Raw genomic sequence first — 11,945 nt, 5'->3', positions numbered from 1 at the left:
AATATACGCTCTCTTTTTGGTGTTATTCATCGGATTATGATACATAAGGCCAGATAGAGTACAAATATGCATTTATCAAGATGAAATAATATAAAGTGAAATTGCGACCTGCATGATGGATTACGAAAATGATCCATTTACAGGTTGTTTTTTATAAATGCAGGCATAGGATCACCCCTTTACTTTAACCACTTATCGAAGGAATGTAATCAGTAACCCTTGTTATCCTCAATTTCCCAGATCTCCGTTATATAATGATGTCGAAGGGGGGGACGAGATGAAAATTAGGGTTCAAATCGATGAGAGCATTGAAGAAGATGAAATCATCATTCGAAGCCGTGTGCTGGATGCAGAAATACAGCGACTGCTCGAACAAATTCAGTTGCTGCAGCAGTCCACGCTTCGGCACATGATCGGAACAGATGAGGATCGGCAATATGTGCTGGATGTAAAAGATATCTCCTATTTCGAGACACAGGGTGACTATGTGTATGCGGTTCAAGGCAGGAAGCAGTACCGACTTAGCTTTCGCCTGTATGAGTTGGAGCAGCAGCTCCCGCAGGATCGATTTATGCGCATTTCCAAATCGGTCATTCTCAACATCGGCAATATTGCGCATATTGAGCCGACATTGGGCACCCCTTTTCTAGCTAAGCTGAGGGATGGTGCGGAGTCCGTATACATTTCAAGACAATACATTAAGGCACTTCGGCACAAAATTATGGGGGGATAAGTGATGCCTAAAATATGGAAGATTATGATGTTAGGAATGCTGATGGGCAGTCTGGTGATGTATGTACAGGCATGGCAGTTTACAACCATGGAGAATGAGCTTGTAGCCTATGCGTTTGCTGAGTTTATGAAATATTGGACAGCTTGTATAGGCATTGGTATATGCTCCGGCCTCACTTCCTATGTGTATTCGATTCAGAAAATACCGTATATGTGGAAGAGTGCGCTTCAAATATTCCTTATTATAGGTATCCTTATTGGAGCTTCGTTGATTCTAACTTCGGAGTGGCAGGCTATTGTCCGCAACTTAGGAGTGGGGCTGCTCATTTTTGCAGTATTCTGGTCGATTGATCACTATCGTTATAAAAAGATATGCGATGAGATCAATAAACAGTTGAAATAGGCGTGTTCGCTCAGACGGCTTCTTCTTTTTTCCTCGGGGCAAGCATACACTGAAAACGTACAGGCTGCTCGTTGCACCGACCGGAAGGGGGAATCGGATGTGAACAGGTGGCGTTCGAGCGGGTTCCGCGCACGGCGATGGAGATGGCCGAAAATTTCCTGGAGCAGACGTCGCACAGGATGGAAAGCATCGGGGTGGCGCCCACGCAGGTCTACAGCGGTTCAAGTAGATGCAAAGAGCGCTTCAGGATGGAGCAGCAGACAATCGAAGCCGAAGCGGAAGCGTAGAGCCTTTTTTATTGCGCTCGTGATTTTTACACTGTTGACGGTGCAATTATTCGTCTATGTAGATCGAAATGTAAAGGGGCCGCTTATGCATTTGGCCAAAATTCGTGTGAAGCAAATTGCGACGCAGGCCATTAATCGAGCGATTACTGATCAAGTGATGCGGGGAAGAGAGCTGGATAAGCTTATTGAGTGGAAGACAGATTCTCGCGGCAAGGTGACGAGCTTTGTTCTCAATTACAACGAGCATATGCGAATTACCTCAGAAACAGTGGATATCGTAGAATCATCTCTAAAAAACATCCATGAAATTAGTGACAAGATTCCGCTGGGTCAAGCGTTGGGCAGCCCGTTGATCGCATCCTTTGGCCCGCGGATTCCGGTTAAGATGGAGCCGCAAGGTGCGGTTAAGGTGGAACTGAATACCCGCCCAATGGATGTTGGCATCAATATGGTATTGGTTGAGGTGTATATTAAAGTAACGGAAGAAGTTGCGATCGTTATTCCTTTTGATTTGGAACCAGAAGTGGTTGAGACGCAAATCCCTATTTCTTATCTGCTCGTCGTAGGTGATGTTCCGATGTACTATTATGACGGAAAGGGGCAGCCGGTGGGAGCGAATCGAGAGAAGGCTCCTGCCTTGTCATTGCCTATGCAGTCGATTCCAAACAGTGTAGGGAGCGGTAGCAGCTTAGGAAGCAAACAGGGAGGAATAACTGTTCCTGCACAAATAGAACCACATGCCCCGCCAGCTCCTGCTGATACCGGTGAGGTACAGCAAGGCGGTCACGAAGGCTAGTCTTGAAACATTGGTGCATCCAAATGAAGAAACGTATAAGATATCGGAGAAAATGGCGGCTGCGAACATCGCGACATATGGTGAAGTGAAATCACTAACAGAAAGGGCACGTTCCATCGGCATCAGTCGACAGGTGTGCCCTTTTGCTTCCATATAAGGTGTTTCATTAACGCCGATTAGATTTCATCCGCTTGCGTTTGTCTGACTGTTCCCATTGATACAGAAGCGGGAATGGATCGAATGCATATTCCACAAGCCCTCGATCCCGATACAGCCCATAGTGGAGATGGGGAGGAAATTTGCCAGATGTCCCTGGCTTGCCGTAGCCTGAGCTGCCGACCCACCCTACCGTTTGTCCAGGGGTAACGATATCGCCGACCTTAATGTTTTTTTCATAGCCAGACAAGTGGGCGTAGTAATGGTAAATGTTATTCAGATCGCGTATGCCGATCCGCCAGCCGCCGTAACGGTTCCAGCCCTTCACCTCGACAATGCCGTAACAGGTGCTGCGCACAGGCACACCATACCCGGCAAAGATATCGGTGCCTTCGTGAATACGGTATCCCCCGTAATGCCGTCCCATTCCAAAGGTGCTTCGATAAGAGTAGGAGCTTCCAAGAGGCAATGGGAAGGTGTACTCGAACAAATCCAATTTATCGAAATGCTCGAAAATTCGCGCATACTGCTGGACACGCTGAACCGCGCGTGGATTTGTATAATAATTCCACAGTCCATTGCCAAAATCTTCGTCATTCGGTCCATAAGCGCCAATTCGCGAAGCGACGCTATACAGCAAGTCCACATCATTCGTGGAATCCGCACGCTTGTCACCGGAACCATCACGCCCGATTCCACGAAATAAAGAGATGGATTTAGGATTGTTATCGTTTATGTCTGGATTCATCATGCCAACCCATTTAAGCGGATCAACATATATGCCTGTGAGTCTGTCCGGATGCTTGCGCTGCTTTGGGTTTGCCTTCGTCAATGCACGCTCATACTGATCGATGGCAGCTAAGCGGTACCAAGGGATTCCGGTCAGTATCGATATTTGCTCGTACAAATCGCGTCTTTCTTTCCATACAGCCCCTTCTGGAGCCGATGATTGACTAGAATTTTTTTCAATCCCTGAATGCTGTCCGGATTGCTTTTTCAGCTGCTCTGAATTAGACGGAGCTGCGTGAGTTACAATTGCTGAGAATGGTGCTATTAGCCCTATCCACAAGGCAAGTCCTGCACATATATAGGGTGGAGCTTGTCTCATGACGCAAATTTCCTCCTTATTCCATACCTGAAAAGGTCGATTTAATGTTAGAATGTGCGTAAATGGCCTTTTTATCCAAGCAATGGACACGCAGGTATAGATTTTGAAGGGTTCATGGTATAATACAGAATTAGGTCAAGGTTAAGCGAACAAGAAGGAAGGTAGACTCCATGAAAACGAGAGAGCAGAAGCAGAAACCAGATTGGATACGCATCAAGCTGACTACGGGAGAGAACTATTCCGAGATCAAAGACATGATGCGCTCCAAAACGTTGCACACTGTATGCGAGGAAGCACGTTGTCCGAACATCTATGAATGTTGGGCGAACCGCACGGCGACGTTTATGATTTTGGGCGACATCTGCACTCGTGCTTGCCGCTTCTGTGCGGTTAATACCGGCATGCCGACGGAATTGGACTTGCAGGAGCCAGAACGCGTAGCAGAAGCTGCAGAGCGCATGGGCTTGCGCCATTGTGTCGTTACATCCGTAGCCAGAGACGATTTGAAAGATGGAGGAGCATCGATCTTTGCAGAGACGATACGTGCGATTCGTCGCCGGTTGCCACTCTGCAGTGTGGAAGTGCTGATCCCCGACTTCATGGGCAATTGGGATGCGCTTAAGCTGGTAATGGATGCGAAGCCAGACATACTCAATCATAACGTCGAGACGGTTGAACGGTTGTCCGACCGTGTACGTGCGAAGGCGAAGTATGAGCGTACACTCGAATTGTTGAAGCGTGCAAAGGAAATGCAGCCGAACATTCCTACAAAATCCAGCATCATGCTTGGTGTAGGAGAAGAATGGGATGAAATTTTGCAGACAATGGACGATCTTCGTGCCGTTGATTGCAACATCATGACGATTGGGCAATATTTACAGCCGACGAAGAAGCACTTGTACGTCGAGAAATATTACACTCCAGAACAATTTGCAGAGCTGAAGAACGAAGGATTGAAGCGTGGGTTCAGCCATGTGGAATCGGGACCGCTCGTACGCAGTTCCTACCATGCGCATGAACAAGTCCAGTCCGCTCATAAGTCAATGACCGCACAAGCATAAGCAGCGGCGAGTCGATGGGTATGAGACGGAGTTCGCCTAATGAGTGCCCGTTCGAGAAGCCGATGTCCAGCAGCAAGAAGATTGGATCTACTCGAAACACCCTGACTCCTTATGAGTGCAGCTTGCGATACTTATAAGGAGAAGGCAGTGGCAATCGGGATGAGAGGAGCATGCAGGCCTCTTCGAAACAACCTCGATAAAGCGCGCTCCTCCGTTCGTGCTTGAGCCTGCTATGGCAGGGGAAGGGGGAATCACGGACGTGATTCAAATTGGAGGCAGATCGTACGAAGTCATTCATGAGTACAAAAACGCATGGAATCCAGAAGCATTCAAGGGGCGTTATAGTGAAGTACTGGAACGGTATGATTACATTCTAGGGGATTGGGGCTACAATCAGCTTCGCCTCAAAGGTTTCTTCCGTGACACTCATGCGAAATCCACAAAGGATACGGCCCTGTCCGGAATGATGGATTACATTAATGAATACTGCAATTTTGGCTGTGCCTATTTCATATTGGAGAAGGTAGGCAATAAGGATGCCCGTGTGCGAACGGCTGGCGAGCAAGGAGATGAAGCAGAACAGGAAGGTGCAGCAGCATTGGAAGCGCCTACTGAGGATCTGCCGCAGCAACCGAAGCAAGGAATCGCGCTGCAGCCGAAGCAATCTAATCAAGATGCGGTGACAGATCCTGTACAAAAGCCATCCTCATCTGAGCGCAAGCCTCGTCATTCTCGCAACCGCAACAAGCAGAATAATGGCAAGGGCGGCGCAGCGAATCCTTCTGGTCAGCAGCCTAGGGCGGCTGCGGAACCGAAGGAGCGGGCAGAGCGGGGAGAACGCACGCCTAAAGAAGTGCGTTCCTAAAAACGAAGAAGATCATAGCTATAAACGGCACCCCTATTCATTAGAAATGAATAGGGGTGCCGTTTATATTTCAACGAAGTTAGAATACAAATATGCCCCACCGTTCCAACAGAACAGCGGGAATCGAAGTCGAGATCTATACGTTATAGCAGCCGTGCTCATCATAACCGAGGAAGGCTTCTCTTACCCGATTCCAGAATGGGAACGGACGATATCGGATAAATGTCACCTTCTGATCAGCGACCCGGCAGCGGATGGAGCGCAATTGCTCCAGCGGTATGTTGATATGATCGACCGTAAGGAGCAGCTTTTGCTTCTTTCGGGAATGGATGTCACAATGATGGTGCTTTGGCAAAATGAGCGATGAACCGAGTGTACGGTACACACGGTTGTTAATGGACGCAATTTCAGCAAGCTGTAACGATGCGATAGAAGGATGCACCATAGCGCCGCCAAGACTCTTATTGTATGCTGTGCTTCCTGATGGGGTAGACACGCATATCCCATCTCCGCGGAACATTTCGAACAGCTCGTCATTAATATCAATTTGTGCGACGAGCGTGTTTTCTACCCCTTTAAGCGTAAATTCATTTAAGGCGATGTATGTCTTGCAGTATTCGGAGTCATCTGCGTCTAACTGCAATTCAATTAACGGATACTTGACGATGCGCGGTGAGATTTGGTCTTGAGATCGATTTTCTGCGATCAACTGTACGAGCATCTCAATTTCATCTGGCTTCCAATCGGCGTAAAATCCGAGGTGGCCGGTATGTATGCCCACGAATGCCAGCTGATCAAGCTGATTGATGTATCGGTGGAACGCTTGAAGCATCGTGCCGTCTCCGCCTATAGACAATACAATATTCGGTTCGTCATCATCACGGACTAGGCCCCGAGCGTTGGCCAGTTGGTGGAACGTATCGGCCAATGCGGCTGATACGTCGTCTCCCCGGTTCATTACTGCGTACTTCAAGGCGTTGGCTCCTTTGCACTGCTATTCATTAAGATTTATAACGAGTATATCCAATTCCATATTATACGTTCTACAGCGGGAATACAATCGCCATTTCATCTAATCAGTGCCAAGGTCATCTTATTTGCTGGTTCGGCGCATATATCGAAGCAGTACGATAGCTGCAGAGGCAGCGCTTAATAAGCCGATCAAAATTGTTGCAGTCATAAGTCCGGTCTGCGTAGCTGACCATGCCATATCCCATATCTTCAATGTTTGCATGGAGTGGCGGGAGCTCGAAAGCCAAGCAGGCAGCAGAGACTGCACGGTGCTTAAATGCAGCAGCGGATATAAAATAAAGGCGGCAAGTGCTGCAAGTAAGCTGTGGACAAGCCGAGACAACAAGAACGGCATATATCTTAAATCACACTGGTTCATAATACTGACGATTTGTGCATGCACAGACAGTCCGCCCCATGATAGTATCCATGCAGCAGCAACCACCTGTGCATGCATACCGGCAGAGCCTGCTGCTCCAGCCCCCTTAGCCCCAAGTGTAACCTCGAATATTCCGCCGGAGAAGGCAGAGGATAAAGAAGGGGGCAGGTGAACGGCTCGAAGGAACCATTGGAGCACTGCCTCCCATGTATGCATAACACCAATCACAGTTAATAAGTCCAATGCGACGGAGAAGAATACGACGAGACCGCCCACTACGATCATAAGCTTCAAGGAAGAGGTAACAGCCTCCTGCAATAACGTTCCTAGGGAGCGGCCATCCTTCTGCCTCGCCACATGCATGGCCCAGAACGCTCTAATCAGTATGGAAGATCTCTTTGTACACTGGCCGTCAGGTGCAGTAAGTTCGGTTGATGATGTTAATGGAGTCATTGGAGCTTGCGGAGCGTGAAATCGCATCAGCAGCCCAACGACGAATGCGGATCCATAATGTGCAAGGGCGATGGTGAGGGCGAGCCGAGCGTCGCCGAAGAAGCCAATGGAGACGGCACCAATCAGAAAAATAGGATCGGATGAAGTAGTAAAGGCAACGAGACGTTCTCCTTCTTCACGGGAGATTAGCTTTTGCAGCCGCAATTGCGTCGTTAGCTTAGCCCCAACAGGATACCCGGAAGCGAACCCCATCGCAACCACGAAGCCGCCAATTCCAGGAATACGGAACATTGGGCGCATAATTGGATCGAGCAGCGTGCCGATGAAGTGTACAATGCCGAAACCAAGCAATGCCTCGGATATAATAAAGAATGGGAGCAGGGAAGGGAACAAAACGTCCCACCATATGGCCAATCCCCGTGTAGAAGCGGTTAAAACGGTATTTGGATATATCATCATCAATAAAATAAACATGCTAATTGCTGCTGCGATGAACGTGATAAGCATGGAGGAGCTTGTCCGCGGGCGGCTCATTGCTAATTCACTCCCTCTGTTATGTTCAGTCAATGGGACGACCACTGCTATACCAACATATGATGAAGGGGCAACAATCATGCAGTTCTCCTTTCGAACACTGCGGCCGTGATACAATTTTGTCTTCATTCTGTAATCAAAACGTAAAGGAAACGCTTGCATTTCTCCGTGTTTTTTTGGGAAACATTATGGTACACTAAAATAAAGAAAGATGAATTATGCGTATCCGATCGTTAGGGGTGATTGGAATGAGCATTATCGCAGGCATCCTCGTATGTGCTTTTGTATATGTCATTCGAGAGTCGTTAATGGGATCTCCAGAAGAAGATTGGTAAATGTTAAGTAAGAAAATATAATACCGCTACGTCCGGACGCTGAACAGATGCTCAGCGTTTTTTTGTGTTCTTATTTATGTGTTCATCGCTCAATTGATTGAAACTTCTGCTCGTTTGTAATAAAGTGTTGAACATGGACTACTTCATTGCCTATGTACCGGCTGCTGGTTGCAGCCGCATCATGGAATAGATAGGAGCGATTATGGAACGGTATAGTCAATCGATATATGAGGCAATCGGTGGAGAGGCAACGGTGCGGAAGATGGTTGAAGCTTTCTATCCACGAGTTCAGGCTCATCCTTTGCTTGCGCCTTTATTCCCAGAGGATATTGAACCTGTAATGGAACGGCAGTTTATGTTCTTGACGCAGTTTTTTGGAGGACCTCCGATCTATTCAGATCAGTTCGGGCACCCGATGATGCGGGCGCGGCATTTGCCGTTTCCGGTTACGCGTGAGCGCGCAGATGCATGGTTAGGCTGCATGCGGGAAGCGCTTCATGAAATAAATATGGAGCCAGGGCTTGCGACAATGGTCATAGATCGCTTGTCAGGACCAGCCTATCATTTTATTAATACGAATGACGAGGCCTGATTTGTTGCTTCTTAACAGAACGGCTCATGTATTCCATAATGGTGTCGTTTTCAATGGACTTCGTATGACTCGACATAATCGATCAGCAGAAAAGAGGAACGATTTATGGAGGTTGAACCGCTGTTTACGGTAAAGGTAGGATGCCCTTACTGTGAGCAAGTATTTGTCACCTCGCGTGTACGGCCTCGCTTCAAGAAGCCTACACTCATCGACAGTGACTTTTGTACGCACTATGATAACGGGAAGGTAAATCCGGACTATTATGTGGTTCGGGTATGTCCTTCATGTGGATGTGCATCCACAGAAAATTCGTTAAAGCACTGGTATGAACCGCAGCGCAAGAAATTCGAGGAACGCATTGCGAAGCAGTGGACAACTCACGATTACGGTGGCGAACGTACTTGGGAGGATGCGCTTGCAACGTACCAGCTTGCGCTGTTAACTGCCCAGACTATTGGGGAGAGCCATCGGGTGGTCGCGGGCATCCTTCATCATATTGCTTGGTTGTATCGATATCGGAATGATGTGGTGGAAGAACGACGATATTTGCAATTCGCGCTTGAAGCCTACGTTGCAGTGCTTGAACAGGAATGGCGGGATCAAAATGATGCGCGGCTTATTTATATCATTGGAGAGCTGCATCGCAGATTAGGTGAATTTAATGAGGCAGTCAAATGTTTCAGTCGAATTATCCACGACAAACGAATCATGGATGCGGCAATGATCCGAGCTGCCAGAGAGCAATGGACCCTTATCCGCGAGGAAATGAGAGAAGGAACCGAAGACGTACAAAATACATAATTGATCGCCGAATGGATGAATAGACAAAAAGACGTGTATCCGGCACAACTGGCATGGATACGCGTCTTTGTCTTGTTCTCAGCGTCTGAAATTAACGAATAGCTCGATCTGCAAGTAAATAATCGCTGTCTGCATCAACAATAACGAGACGGTTGCGGCAGCATGGGAATACAAGGAGCCTTTTCTTGCCGTCATGGATATCCGGAAGCTCACTTGGCTTGATTGGGAGAAGGACATTGTCTTTATGACAGAATGGACAGGAAGACACGTACAGGTCACCCATGACATGATCATACGGCAGTGTGTTTTCAAATGGTATCATTCCGTGGTATTCTCCGGTGATTTGTCTGTATCAGAAGGGTTCTGTTGTGCTTTATTGAGTTCAGCAAGCTTTTGCAATAGAATGTGCTGCGGCATATGCATGAGCTGCTCTAAGGGAACATGAAGTGCCTTAGACAGTTTGACAGCGGTGTCTGCGGAGATTGGTAATGGTCTCATCTCACGATCCTCCCTATGCGAGTTCATATGATTTTGATATAGTTTAGTTATACACGGTCAAGATGCAAAACTCAAACTTTGCAAGGTTGAATAGGGTGGACAAATTAAGCCAAATGAAAGGTGTGTGCACGATGAAACAACCGTTAAGTCAAACATGGGATTTGGATGTCTTTTTTGAAGGTGGATCAGAATCTGAAGCACTGAAGGCTTCATTATCATCCAGTGAGCAAAAGATTGCTTCGATCACGAATGAGCTTAAGGCAATGGCGATACCTCAATCTGTTAAAGAGGCGCAACAGCTTGCCAAATTGACTGAGCAACTGCAGCAATTGATTATAGAGTTGCGTGAGGCTGGTGCTTACATAGGCTGTTTGACGGCACAAAATGTGAAGGATAAGAAAGCGATTCAATTATCGGATCGTGTACGTTCCATCGGTGCCCGAATGGTAACTTTAAATACGTTGTATGATGAGCTATTGCGCGGCATGGATGAGCAAGTATGGTCTGAATTCGTTGTACTGCCTGAAATTGAAGGAATTCGCTTCAATTTGACTGAACGCCGTGAATGGGCAAAAGAGAAAATGTCGCCGGAGAAGGAAGCGCTTGTAGGCGATTTGGCAACGGACGGATATCACGGATGGAGTGCCAACTACAATACAATTGTATCCCATTTCCGTATCACGCATGAAGAGAATGGGGAGACGGTGCATCTTTCAGCAGGACAAGCTGACAACAAGCTGTCCGATGCTGATCGTTCGGTCCGTGAGGACATGTTTATGAAGTGGGAAGAGGCATGGGGAGAGCGTGCAGACTACTGTGCAGACGCATTGAACCGCATTGCAGGCTTCCGTTTGAAACTGTATGGGAACCGCGGATGGAAAGATGTGTTGAAGGAGCCCCTTGCATACAATCGGATGTCGCAGGCGACGCTGAATGCTATGTGGGAAACCATTACACGCAACAAGCCAGCGTTTGTGAAGTACTTGGAGCGCAAGGCTAAGCTGCTTGGTGTGGAAAAACTCACATGGTGTGATGTAGAAGCGCCAATTGGCGGCACGCAATCGAAAATCTCTTATGATGATGGCGCGCGTATAATTGTAGAGCAATTCGAGAAATTCAGTCCACGCATGGCTGAATTCGCAGTGAATGCTTTCGAAAAGCGCTGGATTGAAGCAGAAGATCGCTCTGGCAAGCGCCCAGGCGGGTTCTGTACATCAATGCCTGTAAGCAAGGAAACGCGTATATTCATGACTTATGCTGGCACACCATCGAACGTGTCCACGCTTGCACATGAGCTTGGACATGGTTATCATACGCATGTGATGGAAGGCTTGCCTCCATTTGCACGGGAATATGCGATGAATGTGGCAGAGACGGCTTCCACATTTGCAGAGATGATCGTAGCAGATTCAGCGGTGAAGCAGGCGAAGGACGAGAAGGAGAAGCTGGCGCTGTTGGAAGATAAGCTTCAACGCTCGATTGCGTTCTACATGAATATTCACGCGCGCTTCCTGTTCGAGACTCGCTTCTATGAGAAGCGCAAGCAAGGCGTATTGTCCTCAGAGGAACTGTGCTCACTTATGGAAGAAGCACAGAAGGAAGCGTTCTGTGGTACATTGGATTCATACCACCCGCACTTCTGGGCGTCCAAGCTGCATTTCTACATGACTGGTGTACCGTTCTACAACTTCCCATACACATTCGGCTATTTGTTCAGTACGGGATTATACGCGCGTGCATTGCAGGAAGGCGAGTCCTTCGCAGCGAAATATGATGCGTTGCTGAGAGATACAGCGGTAATGACGGTAGAAGATCTTGCACAGAAGCACCTTGGCGTGGATTTGACGAAGCCAGATTTCTGGCAATCGGCGATAGATGTAACATTGCAAGACGTGGAATTGTTCCTGCAAATGACTGAATAAATTAGAGTGACA

General features: G+C 47.7%; 12 protein-coding genes and 1 pseudogene. 8 read left to right on the top strand and 5 right to left on the bottom strand.

Annotated features, from left to right (window positions below; genetic code table 11):
* Window positions 1-277 precede the first annotated feature (277 nt).
* The 3 genes from PAV_RS26400 to yunB all read left to right on the top strand — a co-directional run bounded on the left by PAV_RS26400 (window position 278) and on the right by yunB (window position 2,218).
* The gene (locus PAV_RS26400) at window positions 278-733 is read left to right on the top strand and encodes a LytTR family DNA-binding domain-containing protein (protein ID WP_005551177.1); all 456 of its coding nucleotides are present in this window, start codon (window positions 278-280) and stop codon (window positions 731-733) included.
* A 3-nt stretch (window positions 734-736) separates the two neighbouring features.
* Entirely contained in the window at window positions 737-1,135 is a 399-nt protein-coding gene (locus tag PAV_RS26395; RefSeq protein ID WP_005551175.1) for a DUF3021 family protein, read from the top strand.
* A 99-nt stretch (window positions 1,136-1,234) separates the two neighbouring features.
* Window positions 1,235-2,218 (top strand): sporulation protein YunB, encoded by a 984-nt coding sequence (yunB, locus tag PAV_RS26390; protein WP_005551173.1) that lies wholly within the window; start codon window positions 1,235-1,237, stop codon window positions 2,216-2,218.
* Between the two features lie 166 nt (window positions 2,219-2,384).
* On the opposite strand, the gene PAV_RS26385 is transcribed toward yunB, so the two are convergent.
* Window positions 2,385-3,482, bottom strand: a complete 1,098-nt coding sequence (locus PAV_RS26385) for a M23 family metallopeptidase (protein ID WP_005551172.1) — start codon at window positions 3,480-3,482, stop codon at window positions 2,385-2,387.
* 158 nt (window positions 3,483-3,640) lie between these two features.
* Between PAV_RS26385 and lipA the strand changes: the two are divergent.
* Window positions 3,641-4,543 (top strand): annotated as a pseudogene (gene lipA / locus PAV_RS26380) (lipoyl synthase); the annotation flags it as partial.
* 259 nt (window positions 4,544-4,802) lie between these two features.
* Window positions 4,803-5,408, top strand: coding sequence for a YutD family protein (locus PAV_RS26375; protein WP_040736942.1), 606 nt, complete (start codon window positions 4,803-4,805; stop codon window positions 5,406-5,408).
* Window positions 5,409-5,544: 136 nt separating this feature from the next.
* Here PAV_RS26375 and PAV_RS26370 read toward each other — a convergent pair whose 3' ends face one another.
* Window positions 5,545-6,381, bottom strand: coding sequence for an NAD kinase (locus tag PAV_RS26370; RefSeq protein ID WP_005551167.1), 837 nt, complete (start codon window positions 6,379-6,381; stop codon window positions 5,545-5,547).
* A gap of 120 nt (window positions 6,382-6,501) precedes the next feature.
* Window positions 6,502-7,785 carry a sporulation integral membrane protein YlbJ gene (ylbJ, locus tag PAV_RS26365; protein WP_051135233.1) on the bottom strand — a complete coding sequence of 428 codons (1,284 nt, stop codon included), beginning with the start codon at window positions 7,783-7,785 and terminating at the stop codon, window positions 6,502-6,504.
* A gap of 537 nt (window positions 7,786-8,322) precedes the next feature.
* On the opposite strand from ylbJ, the gene PAV_RS26360 reads away from it, so the two are divergent.
* Both PAV_RS26360 and PAV_RS26355 read left to right on the top strand, forming a co-directional pair.
* A complete protein-coding gene (locus PAV_RS26360; protein WP_005551163.1) occupies window positions 8,323-8,712 on the top strand; it encodes a globin domain-containing protein in 390 nt (129 codons plus the stop codon).
* 105 nt (window positions 8,713-8,817) lie between these two features.
* Window positions 8,818-9,513: a DUF2225 domain-containing protein gene (locus tag PAV_RS26355; RefSeq protein ID WP_005551161.1), complete on the top strand. Its 696-nt coding sequence runs from the start codon at window positions 8,818-8,820 to the stop codon at window positions 9,511-9,513.
* A 91-nt stretch (window positions 9,514-9,604) separates the two neighbouring features.
* On the opposite strand, the gene PAV_RS26350 is transcribed toward PAV_RS26355, so the two are convergent.
* Window positions 9,605-9,835: a hypothetical protein gene (locus PAV_RS26350; RefSeq protein WP_005551158.1), complete on the bottom strand. Its 231-nt coding sequence runs from the start codon at window positions 9,833-9,835 to the stop codon at window positions 9,605-9,607.
* Window positions 9,832-10,011, bottom strand: a complete 180-nt coding sequence (locus PAV_RS26345) for a YycC family protein (protein WP_005551157.1) — start codon at window positions 10,009-10,011, stop codon at window positions 9,832-9,834. The genes PAV_RS26350 and PAV_RS26345 overlap by 4 nt, the downstream gene beginning before the upstream one ends.
* Window positions 10,012-10,142: 131 nt before the next feature.
* Here PAV_RS26345 and PAV_RS26340 point away from each other — a divergent pair, with 131 nt between their 5' ends.
* Complete coding sequence (locus PAV_RS26340) at window positions 10,143-11,933, top strand: M3 family oligoendopeptidase (RefSeq protein ID WP_005551156.1); 1,791 nt, start codon at window positions 10,143-10,145, stop codon at window positions 11,931-11,933.
* The last annotated feature ends 12 nt before the right edge of the window (window positions 11,934-11,945 follow it).

The organism is Paenibacillus alvei DSM 29 (genome assembly GCF_000293805.1).
Taxonomy (GTDB): Bacteria; Bacillota; Bacilli; order Paenibacillales; family Paenibacillaceae; genus Paenibacillus_B; species Paenibacillus_B alvei.
The sequence above is the reverse complement of the archived record's forward strand: the minus strand, read 5'-3'. Positions and strand labels throughout refer to the sequence as shown.

Bases quoted from the DNA above. Each gene is read 5' to 3' on its own strand.
- PAV_RS26400 (WP_005551177.1), top strand. From the start codon at position 278: ATGAAAATTAGGGTTCAAATCGATGAGAGCATTGAAGAAGATGAAATC.
- PAV_RS26395 (WP_005551175.1), top strand. From the start codon at position 737: ATGCCTAAAATATGGAAGATTATGATGTTAGGAATGCTGATGGGCAGT.
- PAV_RS26385 (WP_005551172.1), bottom strand. From the start codon at position 3,482: ATGAGACAAGCTCCACCCTATATATGTGCAGGACTTGCCTTGTGGATA.
- ylbJ (WP_051135233.1), bottom strand. From the start codon at position 7,785: ATGAGCCGCCCGCGGACAAGCTCCTCCATGCTTATCACGTTCATCGCA.
- PAV_RS26360 (WP_005551163.1), top strand. From the start codon at position 8,323: ATGGAACGGTATAGTCAATCGATATATGAGGCAATCGGTGGAGAGGCA.
- PAV_RS26355 (WP_005551161.1), top strand. From the start codon at position 8,818: ATGGAGGTTGAACCGCTGTTTACGGTAAAGGTAGGATGCCCTTACTGT.
- PAV_RS26350 (WP_005551158.1), bottom strand. From the start codon at position 9,835: ATGATACCATTTGAAAACACACTGCCGTATGATCATGTCATGGGTGAC.
- PAV_RS26345 (WP_005551157.1), bottom strand. From the start codon at position 10,011: ATGAGACCATTACCAATCTCCGCAGACACCGCTGTCAAACTGTCTAAG.
- PAV_RS26340 (WP_005551156.1), top strand. From the start codon at position 10,143: ATGAAACAACCGTTAAGTCAAACATGGGATTTGGATGTCTTTTTTGAA.